The sequence below is a fragment of the Cetobacterium sp. ZWU0022 genome (assembly GCF_000800875.1).
In the GTDB taxonomy this organism is placed as follows: domain Bacteria; phylum Fusobacteriota; class Fusobacteriia; order Fusobacteriales; family Fusobacteriaceae; genus Cetobacterium_A.
Genome location: NZ_JRJZ01000154.1, coordinates 1 through 24,355, shown reverse-complemented (window position 1 = coordinate 24,355; position 24,355 = coordinate 1). Strand labels below are relative to the sequence as shown.

Here is a 24,355-nt window from a genome sequence, read left to right as displayed (position 1 = left end):
ACTACCTATTTTACTATCGATTTCAAAAACAGATTATAATACATATCTATCTCTTTATCTATGTCTAAAGTAGCATATTTTTCTACCATTTTTTTATAACTTTCTTCACTTGTTACTGAAACTCCAGTTTGTGTAATTAAAAATAACAATAATGCAGTTAAAGATGAACTTAGCATTGTTCTTATTTTTTCAATCTCATCTTTATATTCATCTTTTATATGCTCTTTATTGTTTGCTAAAAACTCGCTAAAAATTATATCTCTTTTCATATATTCATCATAAGTTAAGTTTATCTCTCCGTTTTCATATATTTTTGCGAATAAAAACAGATTATATCTATCATCTCTTAAACTTAATCTTCTTCTTACTATCATTTTTAGTTTATCTTCAAAAGGTATATCTAAATCTCCAACCTCTTTTAAAAATTCTCTTCTGCTTATTACAGAGTTATCCATTATCTCCTGTAACAACTCCTCTTTACTCTTAAAATAGTAATAGAAACCTCCTTTGGCCATTTCTAAAACATTTGCTATATCCTCTATCTTCGTATTTCTTATTCCATTTGCTGCAAATAAAATTGTTGCAGTTCTTTTTATACGATCTCTTTTAGTCACAATACCACATCCTTATTTTTAATTAAATTTTAAAAATATTAAATAAATCATTAGCAGTTGCAAATATTATAAGACCAAACAACAGTAACATTCCTGCTGTATGAACTCTTTCTTCTAGCTTTTTATCAACTTTTATTCCTACTAACTCTAAAATTACAAATATTATTCTTCCACCATCTAAAGCAGGGAATGGTAATAAATTAAATATACCTACATTTACAGATAAAATAGCTAGCAACCACACCAGTATTCCAGAACTTTGACTTCTACTAGCATCTCCCACAACTTTTACTATCCCTACAGGTCCACTTATATCTTTCGCTTTTACCTTTCCTGTTAAAAGCATCTTTACTCCACCTAAAGTATCTTCAAAGACACCTACAAATATTTTTGAAGCTTGCTTCACTCCTTCAACTACTCCAAATTTTTCAAAAGTATACTCTGGAATTATCCCCATTATAGGAGCTCTTTCATCACTTACTTTTGTTAAAGGAACTTGAAGATCTAAATCTTTTCCATCTCTTTCTACAACAATATCTAAAATGTCCTTAGTTGCAGAATCTTTTGAAACGGTTTCACCTATATCACTCCATGTAACTATCTTTACACCTTCAATCTCTTTTATTACATCTTTCTCTTTTAAAACAGTTGAAGCTTTAACATCTTTTATTATACTTCCTACTACAGGATTTGTATTTTGAACTCCCTTACCTGAAGCAAATGTAACTCCTAGTATAACTAAAAATGCTAACATAAAGTTCATAAATACACCCGCAAACAAAACTGTAAATCTTGCAAGAGGGGATTTACTATTAAATCCATTTTCAACTTTACTATCTACTTCCATACCATCTATATTTACAAAACCACCAATTGGTATTATTCTCACCGAATATAATGTTCTTCCTGTGTAGTAAGAATATAGTTCTGGTCCCATTCCTATTGCAAACTCTGAAACAGGCATTCTAAAAAATCTAGCCGCTAAAAAATGTCCTAACTCATGTATAAAAATTATAACTCCTAGTAGCAGTAGCGCTATCAATATATCCATTCTTCCTCCTGTTATAAAGTTTTCATTACAAGATTATATATCTCATCTGAAATCTCTTCAATTGTTTTAAGTCTTCCATCTTCAACACATTTTATCTCTAACCAAGAATATTTTTTCGAAATTTCACAAGCATTTGAATGAGATTTTTTTAAATAATCCGCATCTTTTTCATGAATATCTTTTTTTGCTTCTCCGGTAATTTTATTTTTTCTCTGAGCCATCAATTTTTCAGCCGTCTCAGTAGGCATATTTAAAAATATAACTAAATCTGGTTTTGGAATCCCCATTTTATTATACTCTAAATCTTCTAACCAATCCAAATATGAATTTTTCTCTTTTTCATCATCTATTTTCGAAGCCTGATGAACCATATTTGACGTTGTATATCTATCTGTTACAATCACTCCACCTTCATTGTAAAAAATACCCCAATCTTTTTTGAATGACGCATATCTATCTATAGCGTACATCGTTGAAGCTGGATACGGATTAACAGCTGTTGCATCCATTCCAAATTCTCCTGCTAAATACATTTTTACCGGTGCACAAGCTGGACTTTCATAGTTAGGAAACGATATCTTTCTAATTTTTTCAATTTTCTCTGATAATCTCTCAAATAAAAGAGCTGTTTGAGTCTCTTTTCCACTTGAGTCTGTTCCCTCTATTACTATTAATTTTCCTTTTTTAATATTTTGCATAATTATTATAAACCCACTTTCTTGTTTCTTTATCTGTCTCTTTTATAACCTCTAAAGAGTCCACCTCTTTAACTTGATGTTCTTGCATAGCTCTCTCTATTATCTCATAAATTTCTAAAAACTTAATTTGTCCTTTTAAAAACAGCTCTACAGCAACTTCATTTGCTGAATTGAAAACACAAGGCATTGTTTTTCCTACTCTACCTGCTTTAAAAGCTAAGTCTACTCCTTTAAAGACATCACTATCTACTTCATCAAATGTCAACTCTTTTAATCTTTTCAAATTCAATCTCTCTAACTCAGAACTCTCCTCTCTTTTTGGATAAGTAAAAGCATATTGAATTGGTAACTTCATATCAGGAACACCAATCTGAGCTATTATTGAACTATCTTTAAATTCAACCATCGAATGAATTATACTTTGTGGATGTACTAGAACTTCAATATTATCATAATCTATATTAAATAACATATGAGCCTCAATTACCTCTAACCCTTTATTTATTAAAGTTGATGAATCTATTGTTATCTTTCTTCCCATAGACCAATTAGGATGTTTTAAAGCTTGTTCTACTGTTACCTCTTTTAAATCCTCTAATTTTTTCCCTCTAAATGTTCCACCGCTCGCAGTTATAATCAAAGTTTTTACTTCATCTTTAGAACTTCCTTGCATACTTTGGAAAAGTGCTGAATGCTCACTGTCAACAGGTATAATCTCAGCTTTCGGATATTTTTTTAAAAGGTTATTTATATATTCTCCAGCTGCAACCATTGTTTCTTTATTTGCAAGAGCTATTCTCTTCTCTTTTTTTATAGCTTCTACAGTTGCTTCAATTCCTATTGCACCACTTATTGCTGTTAAAACTATGTCTGCTTCATCTAAAGCTCCCATACTTTTTAATCCATCATCTCCAAAATAGATTACCTTTTTAGGGTACATCTCTTTCAACTCTTCAGCTTTATTTTTATCTCCAATACATATATATTTAGGGTCAAACTTCTCAATCTGCTCCTTTAACAACTCAAAATTAGAATACCCTGATATTCCTAAAACTTTAAACTCTTCATTTTTTGCTGCTATAACTTTCAAAGCGTTTGTTCCAATACTTCCCGTAGAACCTAAAATAGTTATATTTTTCATACTCTACTCCTCTTAAATTGTGTATTCTCTAAAAAAATGGTAGCTTTTTTTACAAGCTACCCTATTTTTTAAATAAGTTTTAATAAATAATATACAGTTGGAACTACAAATAGCATACTGTCAAATCTATCTAATATTCCTCCATGTTCTCCTAACAGCTTACCTGAGTCTTTAACTTTGAATTCTCTTTTAAACATAGACTCTCCTAAGTCACCTATTTGAGCTACTATACTTATTAAAAATCCAACTACTAAAACAACTGCTGTACTAACTTCAGTATCAAAAATGTTGAAATATCTATTTATTAGATAGATTGCTAACATTGTAAAAGTAATCCCACCTATAGATCCCTCTATAGATTTTTTAGGACTTATCGAACTGAATCCTTTTTTAAATATCTTTCTTCCAATACCCATTCCTACAAAATAAGCAAATGAATCACAAACCCAAACTAAAATTTGAATCGTTAAAAGCCATTTACCTCCATTAGGAAGATAATTCATCAATAATAAATGCGAAAATAATCCAGAAACATAAACTACTCCTAAAAGTGTTATCCCTATGTCTCTACTTGAATTTTCAACTTTATTTTGTAAAACCTTTTTTCCGATTAATACTATAGTGAGAATTGTTATTGGCATAAGTATCAATGTTGTATCAGTTACGTTTGAAAAATAAATAATATTTGGAACTGCCAATCCAGCTAAATAACCTAGATTTACATCAGCTTTTTTTCCACCAATTTCTGCCATTTTATAAAATTCAAATAATCCTACTAAAATAACAAAATTTACAAATAATAATAGTAAAAACCCTCCTTTTAACAATATTGTCATTAAAAGTGGTATCCCTATTAAAGCTACTAATATTCTATTCAACATCTATTTTACTCCTCCAAAACGCCTATCTCTTTTTTGATAACTTTCTATTGCTTTTATCAACTCAGCTTTATCAAAGTCTGGCCAATAAGTATCTGTTACATATATTTCAGAATAGGCTATCTGCCACAATAAAAAATTAGAAATTCTTATCTCTCCACTTGTTCTTATTAATAACTCTGGATCTGGTAATTGATTGTATAAATATTTTTCTACAGTTTCTTCTGTTATATTTTCCTCTTTATTTTCTACAATTTTTTTTATAGCATCAACTAATTCAACTCTTCCTCCATAGTTAAACGCTATATTCAAAGTTATTCCCGTATTTCCTTTCGTTGCTTCCTCTAGTTTTTTAATCTCATTTAGAAGGTCTTCACTAACTCCCTCTTTTCTTCCAGAAACTAAAAATTTTACATTATTTTTCATCAATAACTTCTTTTCATTTCTTAAATAAGTTTTAAAAAGAAACATCAATGTATCAACTTCCTCTTTAGCTCTTTTCCAATTTTCAGTAGAAAAAGCATAAACTGTCAAATACTTTACTCCTAACTCACCACAAGAAGTTAGTATTTTTCTTAGTGTATCCGCTCCAGCTTTATGTCCATATGTTCTAGGCATCCCCTTGGCTTTTGCCCAACGACCATTTCCGTCCATAATAATTGCTATGTGATTTGGTACTAATAAATTCATCTTTTATCTCCTCTCAATAAATCACTAAATTTTACCATATTTAGAACATTTTTTCCATAAAAAAAATGGCCTTTAAGTGAACAAAAGAGGTAGTTTTTATGCTACCTCTTTTTACTTATTATATAATTTATTATTTTTTATAAATCTCTCTACTTTTGAAGGAACCATACAAGCTATTGTTTTACCTTCCTTTATAGCATCTCTTACCTCTGTTGACGAAAAATTGAAAAACTTATTTTTTATATGTATAATATTTGAATTTTTCAATGTCGTTTCATATCCTTTTCTTTGAAGAATTACAACTTTCGACAACTTTAAAATCTCTTCATAATTTTTCCATTTTTGAAAATATGCACCTGAATCTTCACCAATAATTTCAAAGTACTCACAATCAGGATATAACTCCATAACTTTTAATAGCGTATCATAAGTATAACAAACCTCATCAGAAGAGATTTCAATATCTGATACCTCTATTTTTCTTTCATTTTCAAAAGCTAGTCTACACATCTCTAATCTTAATTTTCCATCTAACAACAGATTCTCTCTATGTGATGGATTTCCTACAGGAATTATCAATAATTTGTCTAATTTTAATTCTTCTAACACAAGTTTAGCTATATAAACATGTCCATTATGAATAGGATTAAAGCTCCCACCATATATGCCTACCTTCATCTATCCAATCTCCGCAATAGCTTCAATTAAACACTCTGTTGTAGTGCTATCTAATATGCTTTCTCTTGTTTTTTTATCTCTGAAAATACGAGATAATGATGATAGTAGTTCTAGATATTTTTTACTCTCTCCCTTTGGAGCTCCAACCAATATCACTATTTTTACTTTTTCATTATCTAAAGAGTTAAAGTCCACAGGCTGTTTCAATAATCCGACAGCTACAACAATATCTTTTACTGCTTCTGTTCTAGCATGAGGAATTGCAACTCCCATTCCTATTCCTGTTGTTCCGACTTTCTCTCTTTCTAAAACCTCTTCATAAAATTTATCTCTATCTAATATAAACTCACTGTTTTCAGCCATATTAAATACTAATTTTCTTAGTATTTCATCTTTTGAAACAGATTTATTGTCTAAAATGTTAATCATTTTTATATTAAAATAATTTAACACCTGTTGCCCCCTTTTAAAGTTTTATACTTTTTAAAATCTCTTTTTCTACTTCTGAATAGTTTTTAAACTTAATCTTTCTAGAGCTTTCATTTAAAACTCCAATATATTTTTTAGCATTAGTATATTCATAACTTTCTAAAACTTTTTTATACGCAACTAAAGCTAACGAATCCTCTTGAATAGTTTCTAAAGCCTCTTTTTCCTCTACATTTTCTAAAAGGTGAAGGTCATATCTTTGTTTTGTAAAATAACTTATTACCAAATATCCTAACTCATCAATCCAACCAAGAGTATTTAGAATCTCTTTCATCGATAATGCCATCAATGCTTTCATTGATGATGGGTTATCCATTAATGCTAAATTAAATAGTGTTTTCAAAAACTCCTCTTTATCTCTTAAAGCCAGTTCCTTTGCATATCTTTTAGAGAATTCTATCTCTCCTTTTACCACTAACTTAACAAGATTTTCCTTTAATTTATCCACAGATAGATTTGATAATCTTTCTATTTTCTTCTCTTTTTCTCTCTCAACTTTATTACACTCTTTTTCTAAAGTCATATTGAAAACTTCATCATTTTGACAAAACACCATTGCCGGTATTGTCAAATTCATATCTTTTCTTTTTATAACTCCTTCAGCATCAACTGTTAAATATGCTCTTTTATCAAGAATCTCTGCATTTTCAATAACTCTTGCAACTCTTTCTTGTATTTTATTTTTCATTACTTTCACCAAATCCTTCTAAACTATTATCTTCTAACATTGTGAACTCTATTTTAAGAACAAATAAATTGTCTATATTTAAGTCCTTTGGTATTTTTACCAAATCTTTTTCTGTTGTTATTATAAAATCTGCATCCATAGCTGCTGCTCTTCTTTTTATAACATCAAAGTCTTTCTCTTTAAAATCATGGTGATCCATGAAATCAACTCTTTCAATATATTCCGGATTTAAAGAGATTACTGTCTTTTCAAAATTAAGTGGGTTTGCTAATCCTGAGAAAAGTAAAACTCTTTTTCCAGCTACCCAAAATAATGGTTTTGCATTCCCTTTCACATCGCATAGTGATGTTACACCATGCTTTGCTACTGAAACTGGTTTTTTAAATTTAACTTTTAAAAATCTTTTTATTGTTTCTAATTCACTCTCTGATATCAAATCTGATTTTGTTATTATAAACTCACTAGCTCTATCTCCACCCGTTTGAAAATCTTCTCTTAAAGTTCCTTTAGGTAATAAAGCTCCCCAACCAAATGGATTAGTTGCATCAATTAGTACTATATCTCTATCTCTTTTTAATTTTCTATGTTGAAAACCATCATCTAATATAATTGTATCTACGCCAAATTTTTCAACTGCCAATTTGCAAGCTGTGTATCTATCTCTTCCAACTATAACAGGAACTTTTAAATTCAAAGCATGGATATATGGTTCATCTCCACTCTCTTTTGAACTTACTAAAATTTTCTTCCCATCACTTACTATTAGTGGATCAACCTTTCTTTTCCCTCTATATCCCCTTGATACTATCGCAACTTTCCTCTCCATTTTCAGAAGTTTCTTTGCAAAGAATTGAACTGCTGGAGTTTTCCCAGTACCTCCAACAGTTATATTTCCTATGCATAAAATATCAACATCTGGTATCTCATTTATTTTAAGATACCTTTTATCGTAAAGCCAATTTCGTATTGAGGTTATTAAAAAATATATATACGATAAAAGTCTCATTTTTTCCTCTCTTTTCTAAATTTTAACTTGAACTAATTTAGAAATTCCTATTTTTTTATTCATTGTTACTCCATATAGAGAATCTGAAGCTTTCATAGTTTCTTTGTTATGTGTTATTAAAATAAATTGAGATCTATCAGTGAATTCTTTTAACTTTCCAATTAATTTTCTGGTATTTTTTTCATCTAAAGCGGCCTCAATCTCATCTAAGAATGTGAATGGGCTTGGCTTATACATGAATATCGCCATAATGAACGCTATTGCTACCATCGATTTTTCTCCACCAGAAAGTAAAGATAGTGCTTGTCTCTTTTTATTTTTGTACTTAACAGAGATCTCAACTCCACAATTTGTAAAATCTTCTCCGTTGTGAAGTGAAAGTTGCCCCTCTGAATTGTCCAATGTTTCTACACACATCTCATTGAAATTTTTATTAATCTCTTCATACGCTTCGTAGAATTTTTCCTCTATTGTTTCATCAATCTCTTTAATTAATAGAGATAAACTTTTCTCACCCTTAACTAAATCCTCTCTTTGAAGGTCAATGAATTTATATTTATTATCTAACTCTTTAAACTCTTCAATCGAAAGAAGGTTAACTGAATCAAATCCTCTTAACTTAACCTCTAACTCTCTTACTCTTGCTCTAGAAGTTTTTATCTCCTCTTCGTTCAGTTGTTGAATCTCTACCTCTACAAGTTCTTCTAATTGAGTTAATATTTCCTCTATTTCTTTTGAAATTCTATCTTTTCTTTCTAACTCTCTATTTAAAATCTCTTTCTCTTTAAATAAAGTAGATTCAATCTCTCTAGATGATTTCATTAACTCTTTTGATTTTTCTTCTAAGATATGATCCTCTTTCTTCATCTCTTTTAGTTCTGCGTTTTCATTTTCAAATTTTATATTTTTGTTCTTTATCTCATCTATTATAGTATGAGCCTTTTCCTCTAATTTTTCAAGTTCTTTTTTAATTTCTGATAAAATTTTTGAATTTTTTTCTTTTTTATCTAAAATTTCATCTTGTTCAACTTTCTCTCTTAACTCTTCTCTTTCAATTTGAACAAATCTATCCTTACTGTTTAGATATAAAATTCTTATATCTGAGAATTGATTTTTTAGTTCATTTATCTCAGAATTTAAATTTTGAATAGATATATTTTCATTATCTAGTTCATTTTTTAATTCAGCTACTATCTTCTCTGTTATCTCTTTTTCACTTTGAGAACTCTCTACTCTTTTTGCATATTCTTTGCTATAGTTTTCCTCTTCTGCAATCTCTATAGCTACTACTCTACTCTCTTTTGCTAATTTCTCACCCTTAGATTTCAAATCGTTATACAACTCTTCAGCCAACTTAGATTGTTTTCTTAAAGAATCCTCTAGAGCATCTATTCCACCGATTTCATCTTCATATTTCTCAAGTTTATCACTCATTATAGTGACCTTTTCATTCCACTCTTTCAATTTTGATGTCATCTCTTTTATGCTATCTTCTAATGTTTTTATCTCTTTTTTTCTTTCAAAAATTTGACTAACTATAGAGTTTGTATTTTCTCCACCCGTTATTCTTCCTCTAGAACTCAGCAGTTCTCCTGAAAGTGTTACAATATTTCCACTATAACTATTACTTTTTAAAATCTTTAAAGCGATATCCGTATCTTTTACAACCAAGATATTTCCTAGCAACATATCTAGTACTTTAGAATATTTTTTTTCAGCTGAAACCAAATCACTTGCTCTTCCAATAACTCCATCTAGTTTAGGAATATCTTTAACTCCTCCAACTTTTATTGTATCTAGTGCTAAGAACGATGCTCTTCCAGCTTTTTTCTCTTTCAATACCTCAATACCTTTTTTAGCAACCTCACTACTAGTAACAACTATATCTTGTAAATTTCCTGGAATAGCTGCTTCAATTGCCTTTTGATAATCTTCTGGAACTGTTATTAGAGATATTACAGCTCCCTCTACTCCTGCTATTTTAGCATTTAAAACCTCTTTAACCCCTTTATAGAATCCTTCGTTACTCTCTTGAACTCTGTAAAGACCCCCAAGTCTTGCTGAGGCTCTTTTCTCTTCAAATTCAGCATTTCTTATAAGTTCAGCAGCTTTATTCATATCACGACTTAACTCACTTATCTCTTGCTCTAACTTAATCTGTCTCTCTTCTGTTTCTTTTAACTCTTTTATTTTTAAATCTCTATTTTTTAAAGCTTTCTCTAGTTCAGCTGAATTTTCATCAATCTTTTTCTGGAATCCCTCTTGCTCATCTTTTAAAGAGTTAATTTTGAATTCGCTTCCCTTCATTCTTCTTGTTGAACTCTCTATCTCATTTAATAGCTTCAGTTTTTCAACTTCTAAATCCATTATTTTTCTCTTTTTTAGCTCAACACTTATCTCTTTATCTTTTTTACTATTCTCTTTTTCTTCAATCGCTCTTTCAAACTCTCTATTTTTTCCTTCGATTTCAAGAACTCTCTCTTTTACTCTCTCTTTTTCCTCTTCTAACTTTTGAGCTATCTCTTTTTTTGATAAAATTGTTTTCTCAATCGACAACAACTCCTCTTCTTTTTGCTTTAGCTCTCTTGTATAAGATGTACTTCTTTCTCTTACTCTTATCTCCTCTTTTTCAAGAGTTTCTATCTCTGATTTTAAAGATGTATTGCTCTCTGAGAAATTCTCTATTTTTTCATATAACTCTTTTCTTCTTGCCTCGATACTATTTAGTTCTATTTCAGATCTCTTCAACTCTTCATCTAAAGTTACTGTTATACTTTGAAGTCTTTCCTGCTCTTTCTCTCCAGATTTTATTATTGTTTCTTTCGAGTTCAAATCAAATGTTAAAACTCCTTTTTGAAGAGTATTTTTTTCATCTTTTATCTCTAAATATTCAACTGCTTTTTTAGATTGCTTTTCAACTCTACTTCTATTCTCTCCAATTTCAGTTAAAACTAACTCTATTTTTTCAAGTTCATTTTGAACTTTCTCCAATCTTTTTTCAGCTTCTAATTTTTTATATTGGAATTTTTTTACTCCAGCAGCCTCTTCTATTATACTTTTTATCTCTTTATTCGAAGATGATATTATTCTTTCAACCTTACCTTGTCCTATTACAGAGTAAGCACTCTTTCCAACTCCAGTATCTAAGAATAACTCTCCAATATCTTTAAGTCTAACCTTTTTATCGTTTATTAAATAGTCGTTATCTCCATTTTGAGACATCTTTCTTGTTATCTTTATGTTCTCGGCTTCTATTGGGAAGAAATTATCTCTATTATCTATAAAAAGTGATACTTCAGCATAACTAGCAGGCTTCTTTCCCTCTCCACCCGAGAATATGATATCCTTACTCTCTTTGGCTCTTATATTCTTATATGATTGTTCTCCTAAAACCCATAATATTCCATCTAATATATTTGATTTTCCACTTCCGTTAGGTCCAACAATCGATGTGATCCCGCCATCAAAATCGATTCTTATTCTTTCTCCGAAAGATTTAAATCCATAAATCTCTACACCTTTTAAGTACATTTTATCTCCCTAATAACTTCTTTTATCTTAAAAAAAGCTAACCCTTAGGTTAGCCTCTATTTAATATTTTATCAATTCCACCTTTTAAAGCTTCTAAAGCCTTTGCTCTGTGGCTAATTTGATTTTTTATCTCAGGCATCTCTGCAAATGTTTTATCATACTCTGGTAAATAGAAGTGAGGGTCATAACCAAATCCTTCTGCTCCTCTTGCCTCATCTACTATTACTCCCTCAATCTCACCTCTGAAAGAGTGAGACTCTCCATTTGGCATTCCTAAGGTAATAACTGTTACGAATTTAGCTTTTCTATTCTCTATACCTTTCAGATTTTCTATAAGCTTTTTATTGTTAGCGGCATCATTTCCATCCTCACCAGCATATCTAGCAGAATAAACTCCTGGCTCGCCATTTAAAGCTTCTACACAAAGTCCTGAGTCATCTGAAATTGTAATCATATTTGTAAACTTTGCAATCTCTAAAGCCTTTTTCTTTGAGTTTTCTTCAAAAGTATCTCCATCTTCTATAACCTCAGGAATCTCGATTCCATCTTTTATAGAAAGTATCTCAAAATTAGAGTTACTTAAAATTTTAGACATTTCATCTATCTTTTTTTTATTTCCTGTGGCTAAAAATATCTTCATTACTTTGAAAACTCCTCCTCTATCTCTTTTCTTTGAATATCTATTAACTCATAGATACCTTTTTCAGCTAAATCTAACATAGCGTTTAACTCTTTTCTCGAGAATGTTGACTCCTCTCCAGTTCCTTGAATCTCAACAAACTCTCCTTTATCGTTCATAATAACGTTCATATCTACTTCAGCTTCTGAATCCTCAGTATACATTAAATCTAAAATAGGAGTTCCTTTTACCATTCCTACTGAAACAGCTGCTAAGTTAGAAACGATTGGGTTCTCTTTTAAAGTTCCAGCTTCCATAAGTCTTCTCATAGCCATTTCTAAAGCTATAAATCCACCTGTTATAGAAGTAGTTCTTGTTCCACCATCGGCTTGAATAACATCACAGTCAATAGTGATTGTTCTTTCTCCTAATTTCTCTAAATCTATACAAGCTCTTAAAGCTCTTCCTATAAGTCTTTGAATCTCCATAGTTCTTCCACCAAGTTTACCTTTAGCAGCTTCTCTTTGATTTCTCTCTCCAGTTGCTCTTGGTAACATTGAGTATTCAGCTGTTATCCATCCTTTTCCTTGATTTCTTAGGAATGGAGGTACTTTATCTACAACTGTTGCTGTACATATTACCTTTGTATTTCCCATCTCTATTAATACACAACCTTCTGCATACATTGTGTAATTTCTCGTTATTTTTACTGCTCTTTTTTCATCTGTTTGTCTTCCATCTAATCTTATCATCATCTCTTCCTTTCTACACATACTGCTCTAACTCTTCAAGTTTTTGAGCTTCAATTAAATCCACTATCTCTATTGGTTCTATCTTCCCAAATTGAATTTCGTAAAGTTTTCTGTATATTCCATTATTTTGTAGTAATTCTTGGTGGTTTCCAACCTCTTTTATCTCTCCATTTTCCATAACAACAATCTTATCAGCATTTATTATTGTTGAAAGTCTATGGGCTATAACAAAAGTTGTTCTTCCCTTCATCAATTTATCTAAAGCATCTTGTACCAATCTTTCTGATTCTGTATCTAGAGCTGAAGTTGCTTCATCTAATATCATTATACTTGGGTTTTGAACTAAGGCTCTAGCTATTGCTATTCTTTGCTTTTGTCCTCCAGAAAGAAGTACTCCTCTTTCTCCAACCTCTGTATTAAATTGATTTGGTAGTTCCATTATAAAGTTATAAGCATTTGCCATCTTAGCAGCTTTCATTATCTCTTCCTCTGTAACGTTATCTTTTCCAAATCCTATATTTTCACCTATAGTTCCACTGAATAGGAAAGTTTCTTGAGGAACTATCCCTATGTGGTTTCTATATTTTTGTAATGACATCTCTCTTATATCTGTTCCATTAATTTTAATGCTTCCCGAAGTTATATCGTAATATCTTGGAAGTAAGTTTACCAGAGTGGTCTTTCCACTTCCACTCTTTCCAACTAAAGCTACAACCTCTCCAGCTTTAACATTCAATGTAAAGTTTTTTAGAACCTTCTCGTCACCGTCATCATATTTAAAATCAACATTATTAAACTTGATATTCTCTATGATTTCTGGAACCTCTTTTGGAGCATCACCTATATGATCAACTTCTAAATTAACATCTAAAATCTCAATAACTCTGTCCGCTGATGGAAGAGCTTCCTGCAATTCACTATTTCTTTTAATTAAAGTTTTTAATGGTTGTTGCATAAGTCCGATTGCTGTTATAAATGATATTAAATCTCCAGGAGTCATAGTTTGAGCAACTATTATTTGGTATCCTCCATAAGCTGCAACTAGCAGTATCATTATTGTTGATAGCACCTCATTTATAGGTGAAACCTTTGCTTTTATCTTTGTGGCCTTATATATCTTATCAAACTCGTCTTGAGTTACACCTCTATAGTTGTCTATCATCTTTTCACTTCTGTTAAATCCTTTTATAACAGAGATTCCTGATAATGATTCTTGCACAAAAGCAGTCACATCTCCAACTGTATCTTGTCTAACTCTTCCTGATTTCCTAATCTTTTTAGTATATTTTTTTACTAGCGATAAGATTGCTGGTAAAACTGTCAGGGATATTAAAGCTAAAATGAAATCAACTTGGAACATTCTAACTAAAAGAGCTAAAACTGTTACAAACTCTTTTAACATATCAAATAACATAAATCCAATTCTTCCTAAAGTAGTTGAGTCTCCTGAAAGTCTGGCCATTAAGTCCCCAAGTTTATTTTGTTTGAAATAAGCCAAAGGTAAATTTTGTAGATGTGAAAACACATCTATTTTTATATCTCTTCTTATTTTTTCTGTAATATATCCCGAATAGATATCCGAAAAATAGTTTGTAACAACCTTCAAAATTGTTGAAACGAATATTGCTCCAATTACAATTGACATCATTTTTGAATTCTTTGCAACAAGAACATCATCTATTAGATATTTACTTAGCCAAGCTGGTACAGCACTCATTAAAGATGTCACTGTAGATAGTGTTATTACACCTAACATAGCCATTTTGTATTTTAAACTGTATTTTAAAAAAGTTTTTAAAGATTTATTTTTAAAAAACCCCATTATTTTCGAATCTATTTTATTAACTTTTTCCATTTTATTTTCCTTTCAATAAAAATTCAGCATACCTTTTTGTAATGTCTGTACCTGAAAGTTTTTCTCTTATTCTCTCTATATCTTTTTGAACAGAGTCCAAATCTTTTAAAATTATTTTCATACTCTTTTCTATTTCATCAGCATTACATTCTTTTTGAAGTAGCTCTGGAAAAACTTCCTCGTTCAACGTCAAATTTGGCAGAGATACAAATCCAACATTCAGAATATATTTAGCTATAAAATAGTTTATAAAATTGGTTTTATAAACAACAATCGTTGGTATTCCTAGTAATGCCAACTCTAAAGTTACTGTTCCTGATGCTGCTATCGCAATTTTACTTTTTCCCACTGCTGCTGCTAAGCTTAAATCATAACTAATTTCTAGATTACTATATTTTGTTAAATCTTCATCTATCCATTTCAGATGATCTTTCGAAGATAGTTTTAAAAGATAACTTTCGTTTTTATTTCTTTTTACAATTTCTAAGAAATCTGGTATTAAAGATTTTATCTCCTGTTTTCTACTTCCAGGTAATAAAAGAATACTCTTATTTTCTCTTTCTATGTTTTTATATCTCTCTGTAAAAGGATTTCCATAATATATAGCATCTACGCCATGACTCTTATAAAAATCAACTTCCCAAGGAAATATAACCATTATATGATCTGCTAATTTTAGCTTTTCAATTCTCTTCTCTCCCCAAATCCAAAGTTTTGGTGGAATATAATAGAATACTTCGATGTCTTCAATCTCTTTTTTTAGCATCTCTAAAAACTTCAGATTAAATCCTCCATAATCTACCATTATAACTTTTTTTATCTGTTCTTTTTTTATAAACTCCAGATATTCTATTGCTTTATTTTTTAAATAACTATATTTTTTTATAGCTTCTGTAAATCCCATAATTGCAAGTTCATCTATATCTTGGATAATATTTACACCTGCATTTTTAGAGTGTTTTCCTGCAACTCCATAAAATTCAACATTTTTATCTAACTCTTTAGCCTCTTTAACTAAATAGGATAGGTGTAAATCTCCTGATACCTCTCCTGTTGAAACAAATATTTTCATATTTTCACTCCAATAATAAAGATATTATTTTTATCTGCTAACTCAATACACTCTTTCATATCTAAGAATAACATCTTATTAGCTTCTGCTACTATCCCTTTAGCTTTTATCTTAACAGCTCTTTTTACTGTTTCAATTCCTACAGCAGGAATATCTACTCTCATATCTTGTTGAGGTCTTGCCATTTTTATTATAACACAATCCTCACCTGCATACTCACCTGCTCTATCTATTGTTTTATCTGTTCCCTCTATCCCCTCTAAAGCAACAACAGAGGACTCTTTACAAACAACAGTTTGTCCTGCATCAACTTCACTCAATGCTTTTGCAGCTTCTGCTCCTATTTTTATTGTTTTTTTATCCTCTAAATTAGGTTTATTCTTTGTATAACATTTTTCTTTAAACATCATATCACCTAAAAGATGATTTTGAGGTAAAACTTTTATTTTATTTAATCTTAAAAAAGAGATTACACCAAAAAGAAGTGTTTCATCTTTTCTATCCGGTAGCTTTTCCATCAATCCTTCACCAAAAGAATCCAATTTCATCTCTTGGAATAAAATTGATTTTTCAACTTTACCAAGCATAACTACCTCTTTAATATCGTTCAACAGTAAAAATTTTGTGATTTTTCCAATCTCTCCAATATTAAAGGCTCTATAATTTTTATGAGATTTAATCTCTTCCTCAATAGTTTCAAATAAACCGATTAAATATACCTCTATCCCTTTAGCCTCAGCTTCTCTAAGGAAATATAGAGGTAACTTACCGTTACCCACTATTATTCCAACTTTTTTCATTATCTTGTAATCCCCCTATTACTTTCTTTTATGAATTCTACAAGATATTTTATATTCTTATCCTCTGGGAACTCAGCTTCTAATTCAGCTAAAGCGTCCTTCAGTGGATTTCCATTTCTAAATATTATTCTGTAAGCTTTTTTCAGATTTGAACGATCCTCTTCTGTGAACCCTTTTCTTCTAAGACCTACTGTATTTAATCCTCTAATTACAGCTTTGTTTCCTTCAGCCATAACAAACGGGCATATATCTTGGTTTATTGCACTTCCTCCACCAGTCATAGAATATGATCCTACTCTACAGAATTGATGAACTGGTGTTAAACCACCTATTATCGCAAAATCATCCACTGTTACGTGACCAGCTAAAGTAACTCCATTAGCTAGTATACAATTACTTCCAACAATAACATCATGAGCAACATGAACATAAGCCATCAATAAGTTATTACTTCCAACTCTCGTTTCCCATCTGTCATCTGTTCCTCTGTGAATTGTTACAAACTCTCTAATACTATTATTATCTCCAATTATAGTTTTAGTCGGCTCTCCTTTATATTTTAAATCTTGTGAAGCCTTTCCTATTGAAACAAAAGAGTAAATTGTATTGTTCTCTCCTATCTCTGTTATTCCTTCAACTACAACGTGAGATTGTAATACTGTGTTCTTTCCTATCTTTACGTCTTTCCCCACTATACAGAAAGGACCTATCTTAACTCCAGGTTCCAGTATCGCTCCATCCTCAACTATAGCAGTGCTATGTATTTCAGCCACTATTTTTTCACCCTACTCTCTATTTATCCATTATAGTAAATGTAAACGATGCTTCTGTTACAACTTTTCCATCTACTTTTGCTACTCCTGTAGCCTTTACTATATTTCTTCTTAATTTATCTACTTGCACTTCATATATTAATTGGTCTCCTGGTCTAACTGGAGCCTTAAATTTTACTCCTTCTATAGCCGCAAAATAAGGAACCTTTGATCCTGAATCATCAAGTATTAAAACTCCTAAACATTGAGCCATTCCTTCAACGATTAAAACACCTGGCATAATTGGATGTCCTGGGAAGTGACCGTTAAAAAACTCCTCATTTACTGTTACGTTTTTTAATCCTCTTATTTTTTGTCCTTCTACATCCATCTCTAAAATTCTATCAACTAATAAAAACGGATATCTGTGTGGTATTCTCTTCATTATCTCCATAACATCTAACATATTTCTTCCTCCTGCTTTTTAAGTAATTTTGCAAATTCTATATCTAAAGCATGTCCTGCTTTGATAGCTATTATGTGTCCTTTTATCGGTTTATTTAAAACCTTTAAATCTCCAATTAAATCTAATATTTTATGTCTTACGAATTCATCGTCATATCTTAATCCACTTGGATTTAAAACTCCATCTTTTTTTACAACAATTGCATTATCTAAAGTTCCACCTAAAGCTAAATTATTTTTCTTTAAATAATCAATCTCATAATCAAATCCAAAAGTTCTAGCGTTTGATATCTCTGCTTTATAAGTTTCCATATCTAAAACAACTTCTAGCATTTGACTTTTCAAAAATGTGTGATCAAACTTTATTGTGTAGGTAACTTTATATCCATCAAAAGGTAAGGCTACAATATGTTTATCTCCAACCGTTAAGCTTATAGGAGATTTTATTACAATCGCTTCTATATCCTCATCTAACTCTTTTACTCCAACGCTTTCAATAACTTCTATAAAAACTTTTGCACTTCCATCACCTATAGGTAACTCATTACCATCTAACTCAACAACTAAATCTGTTATTTCCGCTATATAAAGTGCAGATAAAAAATGTTCTATTGTATAAACTGCTGCTCCAAACTCATTTTTCAGATTCGTTCCTCTTGTTAAATCAAAAGTATTTTCTAAGGACATCGATATAATGTTTTTTCCCTCTTCTAAATCAACTCTTTTAAAAACTATTCCACCATTCTGAGCTGGAATTAATCTCATTTTTATCTCTTCGCCTTTGTGAAGTCCAATTCCATTATATTGAACCTCTTTATTCAAAGTTTTTCTTTTCATAAAATTCTCTCCTTTGAATTATGCCTTAGTTAAAAATTTCGTAGCTAAAACTAAAGCTATATCTTTTTTCCCATCTACAAATTGAACTCCTATTTTTTTCTCCGATATCTCTACCACTTTTCCTAGTCCAAACTTTGTATGTATAACTTTTTCTCCCATTTTAAATGGTGAGTTTGCAATGTCTTTCATTTTTTTCAAGTCACTTGCATCTATAATATTTTTAAATCCTGTTACTTTTTTTGTTTCAGTTGAAATTCTTGATTTAGGTAGAAGCTCCTCTGCTCTTCTCTCCTCTTCTACAACCTCTCTAGGTAACTCATCTATAAATCTAGATTTTATCTTTCCTAGAAATTCACCATAAACAAATCTACTTTTAGCATAACTCATATATAGCTTCTCTTCAGCTCTTGTTATTGCTACATAACAAAGTCTTCTCTCCTCTTCTAACTCTTCAGGATTGAAAAGAATTTTTTTAGATCCTGGGAATATGTCATCCTCTACTCCTGTTAAAAATACAACCGGAAACTCTAATCCTTTCGAATTATGAATAGTCATAAGTTTTACATAATCTACATCAGTATCTAAATCATCTGTTGCACTTACTAAAGATATATTTTCTAAATACTCTCTCAAAGTTAAAAAATCAACAGTTTTTTCTAATTCTACAATTGAGTTCTTTAACTCTTCAACGTTCTCAACTCTTCCTTCAGCTTCTGCCCCATAGTTTGAGTTTAGGTATGAAAAATATCCTACTCTTCTAATTAACTCATCAAAAACTTCACTTACAGATCCATCGTTTGTTAGCTCAATCAAATCTGTCAATGTTGTATAAAGTTCATCTAAGGCAATTCTTACTCCAGCCGTTAACCCAGGAATATCATTTGCTTTTCCAAGAGCTTCAAACATTGATATTGAACTCTCATTTGCAAAATCTCTAATTTTCTCTATACTTTTATCTCCAATTTTTCTTTTAGGAACATTTATTATTCTATTTAGATTGATTGTATCCTGAGGATTATTTATAACCGTTAAGTAAGCAACAATATCTTTTATCTCTGCTCTTTGGTAGAATTGCATTCCTCCAAAAACTTTATATGGAATATTATATTTTAATAATCCCTCTTCAAAAAGTCTTGATTGTGCATTTGTTCTATAAAGAACTGTAAACTCTTTATATGCTTTACCAAGATTTTTTCTTTTTACAATCTCTTCAATTACATAGTTAACTTCCGCTCTTCCATCTAAGCACTCTTTAACTGTTATAAGTTCACCTTGAGGTTTTTTAGTCCAAAGATTTTTATCCTTTGAAGTTTTATTGTTTTTTATAACTTCGTTTGCAGCCGTTAAAATAGCTGATGTTGAACGATAGTTTTCCTCTAGTTTCACAACTAAAGCATCCTTGTAGTCTTTTTCAAAATCTAAAATATTTTTTATATTAGCTCCTCTAAAACCATATATACTTTGATTTTCGTCTCCTACTACACAGATGTTTCTGTATTTAGCCGATATTTTTGTTATTATATTATATTGAATGTTATTTGTATCTTGATACTCATCTACCATAACATACTGGAATTTCTCTTGTAATTTTTCTAAAACTTCAGGTATATCTAGCAATCTATGTAGGTTAACTAATATATCTGAAAAATCCATTCCGTTATTTTCTTTTAAAACCACATTATATCTTCTGTAACACTCTAAAATAATTTTATAATTATTATCAAATCTATTTTCTTTTTCATAATCAGCTACGCTTACACTATTTTCTTTTAATTTTGAAATTATTGATACGACAGCTCCCTCTGTTAAAGATTTATCTGTTACTACAAGCTCTTTCATTATAGCTCTAACAACTCTTTTCTGGTCATCCGTATCATATATTGTAAAATTAGCTCCATAACCTAATTTGTCTCCATAAACTCTCAATAGTCTTACACCAAACGAGTGGAATGTCGATATCATGGCTTTATGAGCATCATCACCTATTAGCAACTCAACTCTTTCTCTCATCTCTTTAGCCGCCTTATTTGTAAACGTTACAGCTAAAATTTTATAAGGTGAAATCCCTTTTTCATTTATCATATGAGCTATTCTGTAAGTTATAGTTCTTGTTTTTCCAGAACCCGCTCCTGCTAATATTAGTAGTGGTCCTTCTATTTTCTGAGCTGCAGCCCTTTGTTTTTCATTTAATTTATCTAATATACTCATATTTTCTCCTTTGAAATTATACCATATAATTATATTACTATTCAAATAAAATACCCGATTTTCCAATAGTTTTTTTGGATTTTATCGGGTATCATAGTTCATTATTTTCTATTCAAGTTCCTCTTTTGATCTCTCCGAGAAAAACTTCATTAAATTTACTAAAATATAGTAGCAAGTAACAATAAACATGCTATATTTTAGTGTAGCTAATATCAATACTACAAACGGTAACATCAGTTTTTTAGGAACAAATCCAAACACTTTATCAGGTGTTTTAAATGGAATTGTACTAACCATTAATATCGCAGCTAATAAAGTTAACCCTACAAATGCTTCTACTGAGAATAAATTCATTCCAAAGCTCTCTTTCATTGCCTCAACAAATAAAAGATATGAACAAACTACCGATGCTCCTGACGGAATAGGCATTCCACTAAAGTCATCTTTTTCACTTGAAGCTGTTGTTACTATGTTAAACTTTACTAATCTCATAACTCCACATAACGCATATATAAACGATATTGGAACTACAAACGATCTTATGCTATTTAATCCTAAAGCATTAAGACGTGAATAAACTAATATTGCCGGTGCTAATCCAAAAGTTATTGCATCACAGAAAGAGTCAAACTCTTTTCCGAATTCACTAAATGCATCTAATTTTCTTGCTGTTTTTCCATCTAATCCATCGCAAACCATACCTAATATTATAAACCAGATAGCTTTTGAATAATCCCCCGCTATGGAAGCTGTGATACTTAGATATCCTAAAAACATATTCGCTGCTGTAATTGCATTAGGTGCAATATACTTTCTTTCTACCATTTTTAATCATCTCCCTATTTTTACAAATCTATTTGATTTTATCATAAATATGGGATAAAATCAACTTATCTATGTTTTTCAAAATATTTAAGTGAAAGAGAGAATTTATGAATAAAAACTATTTTTTCAACCTTTTCAATGGCGAGGACGAGTTTGTAATAGCCTCTGTTTTTGAGGATATATCTCTATGTCTAGACATCGATTATCCAGTTTATGGAAGAACCTTTCTTCCACCTCAAATTGCTAGCAAACTTTGTGAATTTTGTAGCTCTATTGGTCTTCAAATTAAAAGTTTTGGTTTAACCGAAAACAGCGAAAAAAAATTAATTGTATTTGCTCCTAAAGAGTTTGATGTCAGCACATTAGAACCACCGATTACTTATTTTAAAATTGATGCAAATAACAAATTTAAAAACTTACAACATAAAGATTTTTTAGGCTCTATTATGAGCCTTGGTCTAAGAAGAGAAACTTTAGGAGATATCTTAGTTAAAGATAATATAGGTTATTGCGTCGCTCTAACAGATATTTATAACATCATAGTTAGCTCTTTAGAAGGAATTAATACAATCCCTATAAAAATCAAGGAATTTTCAATCTCTGAAATTCCAGAACCTGAATTTAAAGAGTTTACAGATACCATTCCATCTTTTAGATTGGATTCTATAATTGCATGCATCGGCAACTTTTCAAGAAACATCAGTGTAAATCTCATCGAAAGTGGAGATGTTCTTGTCAACTACTCTGTCGAAAAGAGTAAAAGTAAAAATATTGAAATCGGTTCTGTTATAACTATCAGAAAAAAAGGAAAGTTTATCTTAGAGCAAAATCTAGGGGAAAACAAAAAAGGAAAATTTAAAATTCTAATCAAACAATATATTTAGGAGGAGAAATGAAAACTGTTAAAACTATAGATGCAGTCGGTATGATACTATGCCATGATATAACAAAAATTGTTCCTGGAGAGTTTAAAGGTGTTGCTTTTAAAAAAGGACATATCATCACTGAAGAGGATGTACCTGAACTTTTAAAATTAGGGAAAGATAATCTTTTCGTTTGGGAACATATAGAAGGAACACTTCACGAAAATGATGCCGCTATAAGAATTAAAGAGCACACTGCTGGATGTGGTTTAGATTTCTCTACTATAAAAGAGGGAAAGATAGATTTTTTAGCTGCTGAAAATGGACTTTTAAAAGTTGATGTTGATGAACTTCTAAAAATTAATTCTCTTAGAGAGATTGTAATTGCAACTCTACATAATAATACTCCTGTAAAAAAGGGAACTAAAGTTGCTGGAACAAGAGTTATTCCTCTGGTTATCAACGAAGAAAAGATTTTAGAAATGGAAAAAATCTCAAAAAAAGAGATTATAAAGGTTTTACCTATAAAACCAAAAAAGGTTGCTATAATTACAACTGGTAACGAAGTTTTTTATGGAAGAATTCAAGATAAATTTGGACCAATTTTAACAAAAAAAGTTAACGAATATGGATGCGAAGTTGTCTATCATACATTCTCATCTGATGATAAAGAGATGATAAAAGAGAAAATTGCTGAGGCTTTAAAATCTGAAGCAGAGGTCATTCTTTGTACTGGTGGAATGTCTGTTGATCCAGACGATAGAACACCTCTTGCTATAAGAGAGATGGGTGGTGAATTAATAACTTATGGTTCACCAGTTCTTCCAGGAGCTATGCTTCTTCTAGCTTACCACGGTGAAAAAGCAATTCTTGGACTTCCAGGTTGTGTTATGCACTCTAAAAGAACGGCATTTGATTTAGTTCTTCCTAGAATTTTAACAGATGAAAAACTTACTTTTGAAGATATCGCAAAATATGGACATGGTGGTCTTTGCTTAGACTGTCCGATATGTACATACCCTCATTGTTCATTTGGAAAATAACTTTTTTACATTTCAAAAATAAAAAGAGCTTTAGAAGTTGACTAGACTCTAAAGCTCTTTTTATTTTTGAATTATACAATACTCTCTTCACACATTACCTTAGCTTGTTTTAATAATAGTTCTGTTGTATCCTCTGTGTCTGCTGGAGGATAACCAAACTTTCTAAGAAGTCTTCTGATAGATGTTCTCATCTTAGCTTGTATGCTCTCTTTATCATACCAATCTATAGTCATATTTTTTCTAATAGTCTCTGTCAGCTCTTTTGTTATCTGTACCAGTATATCATCACCTAACATCTCTTTTACTTTTTCATCACGAGTTAAAGCATCATAGAAAGCTACCTCATCCTCAGTTAAACCAAGTGAGTCACCCTCTTTATGAGTTTCCATAAACTCCTTAGCCATCTTTAGCAGTTCTTCCATTATCTCTAAACTTGTTAAAGCCTTATTTCTATATGAGCTCATAGCCTTTTGAAGTCTTTGTGAGAACTTTTCAGCTACCACCAGATTTCTTCTGCTAGAGTATTTAATCTTACCCTCTATTAGTTTTCTTAACATCTCAACAGCTAAATTTTTATATTTTATCTTCTCAACCTCTTTTAAAAATTGATCTGAAAGAATAGATATATCCGCATTATCTAATCCTAATTCAGAATAAACATCTATAACCTCTTCAGATATAATTGTTTTAGACATAAGTGCTGCTATTCTTTCATTTATCTGAGCCTGAGTTAGTTTCTTAGGATTATCTCCTTTATCCTCAGTTTCTAACTTAATAACACTAGCTTTAACAGCTTTAAA

The 24,355-nt window shown here is 30.6% G+C and carries 24 protein-coding genes; 2 read left to right on the top strand and 22 right to left on the bottom strand.

Features of this window, described 5'->3' with window-relative positions; translation table 11 throughout:
- Positions 1-5: 5 nt before the first annotated feature.
- The 21 genes from L988_RS13325 to pssA all read right to left on the bottom strand — a co-directional run bounded on the left by L988_RS13325 (position 6) and on the right by pssA (position 21,649).
- On the bottom strand, positions 6-614 hold the full coding sequence (locus tag L988_RS13325; RefSeq protein WP_052191829.1) for a TetR/AcrR family transcriptional regulator: 609 nt from the start codon (positions 612-614) through the stop codon (positions 6-8).
- Positions 615-636: 22 nt separating this feature from the next.
- A complete protein-coding gene (locus tag L988_RS11160) occupies positions 637-1,665 on the bottom strand; it encodes an RIP metalloprotease (RefSeq protein WP_047384295.1) in 1,029 nt (342 codons plus the stop codon).
- A gap of 11 nt (positions 1,666-1,676) precedes the next feature.
- Positions 1,677-2,363 (bottom strand): deoxynucleoside kinase, encoded by a 687-nt coding sequence (locus tag L988_RS11155; RefSeq protein WP_047384293.1) that lies wholly within the window; start codon positions 2,361-2,363, stop codon positions 1,677-1,679.
- Positions 2,350-3,504, bottom strand: a complete 1,155-nt coding sequence (gene dxr, locus L988_RS11150) for a 1-deoxy-D-xylulose-5-phosphate reductoisomerase (protein WP_047384291.1) — start codon at positions 3,502-3,504, stop codon at positions 2,350-2,352. The genes L988_RS11155 and dxr overlap by 14 nt, the downstream gene beginning before the upstream one ends.
- 68 nt (positions 3,505-3,572) lie before the next feature.
- Positions 3,573-4,385 carry a phosphatidate cytidylyltransferase gene (locus tag L988_RS11145; protein WP_047384289.1) on the bottom strand — a complete coding sequence of 271 codons (813 nt, stop codon included), beginning with the start codon at positions 4,383-4,385 and terminating at the stop codon, positions 3,573-3,575.
- On the bottom strand, positions 4,386-5,072 hold the full coding sequence (locus tag L988_RS11140) for an isoprenyl transferase (RefSeq protein ID WP_047384287.1): 687 nt from the start codon (positions 5,070-5,072) through the stop codon (positions 4,386-4,388).
- A gap of 111 nt (positions 5,073-5,183) precedes the next feature.
- Positions 5,184-5,750, bottom strand: a complete 567-nt coding sequence (gene nadD / locus L988_RS11135; protein WP_047384286.1) for a nicotinate (nicotinamide) nucleotide adenylyltransferase — start codon at positions 5,748-5,750, stop codon at positions 5,184-5,186.
- The gene (locus L988_RS11130; RefSeq protein ID WP_047384284.1) at positions 5,751-6,203 is read right to left on the bottom strand and encodes a PTS sugar transporter subunit IIA; all 453 of its coding nucleotides are present in this window, start codon (positions 6,201-6,203) and stop codon (positions 5,751-5,753) included.
- Positions 6,204-6,216: 13 nt separating this feature from the next.
- Positions 6,217-6,927: a hypothetical protein gene (locus L988_RS13320; protein ID WP_052191828.1), complete on the bottom strand. Its 711-nt coding sequence runs from the start codon at positions 6,925-6,927 to the stop codon at positions 6,217-6,219.
- A complete protein-coding gene (gene lpxK, locus L988_RS11120; RefSeq protein WP_047384283.1) occupies positions 6,917-7,933 on the bottom strand; it encodes a tetraacyldisaccharide 4'-kinase in 1,017 nt (338 codons plus the stop codon). Before lpxK ends, L988_RS13320 begins: the two co-directional genes overlap by 11 nt.
- A gap of 15 nt (positions 7,934-7,948) precedes the next feature.
- Complete coding sequence (gene smc, locus L988_RS11115) at positions 7,949-11,464, bottom strand: chromosome segregation protein SMC (protein ID WP_047384281.1); 3,516 nt, start codon at positions 11,462-11,464, stop codon at positions 7,949-7,951.
- 49 nt (positions 11,465-11,513) lie between these two features.
- The gene (locus L988_RS11110; RefSeq protein WP_047384280.1) at positions 11,514-12,104 is read right to left on the bottom strand and encodes an XTP/dITP diphosphatase; all 591 of its coding nucleotides are present in this window, start codon (positions 12,102-12,104) and stop codon (positions 11,514-11,516) included.
- Complete coding sequence (gene rph / locus L988_RS11105; protein WP_052191830.1) at positions 12,104-12,835, bottom strand: ribonuclease PH; 732 nt, start codon at positions 12,833-12,835, stop codon at positions 12,104-12,106. The genes L988_RS11110 and rph overlap by 1 nt, the downstream gene beginning before the upstream one ends.
- Positions 12,836-12,848: 13 nt before the next feature.
- On the bottom strand, positions 12,849-14,690 hold the full coding sequence (locus L988_RS11100) for an ABC transporter ATP-binding protein (protein WP_052191827.1): 1,842 nt from the start codon (positions 14,688-14,690) through the stop codon (positions 12,849-12,851).
- Position 14,691: 1 nt separating this feature from the next.
- Entirely contained in the window at positions 14,692-15,762 is a 1,071-nt protein-coding gene (gene lpxB, locus L988_RS11095) for a lipid-A-disaccharide synthase (RefSeq protein WP_047384278.1), read from the bottom strand.
- Complete coding sequence (locus L988_RS11090; protein WP_047384276.1) at positions 15,759-16,562, bottom strand: LpxI family protein; 804 nt, start codon at positions 16,560-16,562, stop codon at positions 15,759-15,761. The genes lpxB and L988_RS11090 overlap by 4 nt, the downstream gene beginning before the upstream one ends.
- Positions 16,562-17,335 (bottom strand): acyl-ACP--UDP-N-acetylglucosamine O-acyltransferase, encoded by a 774-nt coding sequence (lpxA, locus tag L988_RS11085; RefSeq protein WP_047384274.1) that lies wholly within the window; start codon positions 17,333-17,335, stop codon positions 16,562-16,564. Before lpxA ends, L988_RS11090 begins: the two co-directional genes overlap by 1 nt.
- 19 nt (positions 17,336-17,354) lie before the next feature.
- A complete protein-coding gene (fabZ, locus tag L988_RS11080) occupies positions 17,355-17,780 on the bottom strand; it encodes a 3-hydroxyacyl-ACP dehydratase FabZ (protein WP_047384272.1) in 426 nt (141 codons plus the stop codon).
- Entirely contained in the window at positions 17,774-18,616 is an 843-nt protein-coding gene (lpxC, locus tag L988_RS11075; RefSeq protein ID WP_047384271.1) for a UDP-3-O-acyl-N-acetylglucosamine deacetylase, read from the bottom strand. The genes fabZ and lpxC overlap by 7 nt, the downstream gene beginning before the upstream one ends.
- Before the next feature lie 18 nt (positions 18,617-18,634).
- Complete coding sequence (locus L988_RS11070; protein ID WP_047384269.1) at positions 18,635-20,824, bottom strand: ATP-dependent helicase; 2,190 nt, start codon at positions 20,822-20,824, stop codon at positions 18,635-18,637.
- 108 nt (positions 20,825-20,932) lie between these two features.
- Complete coding sequence (pssA, locus tag L988_RS11065) at positions 20,933-21,649, bottom strand: CDP-diacylglycerol--serine O-phosphatidyltransferase (protein WP_052191826.1); 717 nt, start codon at positions 21,647-21,649, stop codon at positions 20,933-20,935.
- A gap of 107 nt (positions 21,650-21,756) precedes the next feature.
- Here pssA and L988_RS11060 point away from each other — a divergent pair, with 107 nt between their 5' ends.
- Together L988_RS11060 and L988_RS11055 are read left to right on the top strand one after the other, a co-directional pair.
- Positions 21,757-22,533: an RNA-binding protein gene (locus tag L988_RS11060; RefSeq protein ID WP_047384267.1), complete on the top strand. Its 777-nt coding sequence runs from the start codon at positions 21,757-21,759 to the stop codon at positions 22,531-22,533.
- A gap of 8 nt (positions 22,534-22,541) precedes the next feature.
- Positions 22,542-23,555 (top strand): molybdopterin-binding protein, encoded by a 1,014-nt coding sequence (locus tag L988_RS11055; RefSeq protein ID WP_047384266.1) that lies wholly within the window; start codon positions 22,542-22,544, stop codon positions 23,553-23,555.
- A 71-nt stretch (positions 23,556-23,626) separates the two neighbouring features.
- Here L988_RS11055 and L988_RS11050 read toward each other — a convergent pair.
- On the bottom strand, positions 23,627-24,355 hold a 729-nt coding region (locus tag L988_RS11050; RefSeq protein ID WP_047384264.1), incomplete at its 5' end, for a DUF3387 domain-containing protein.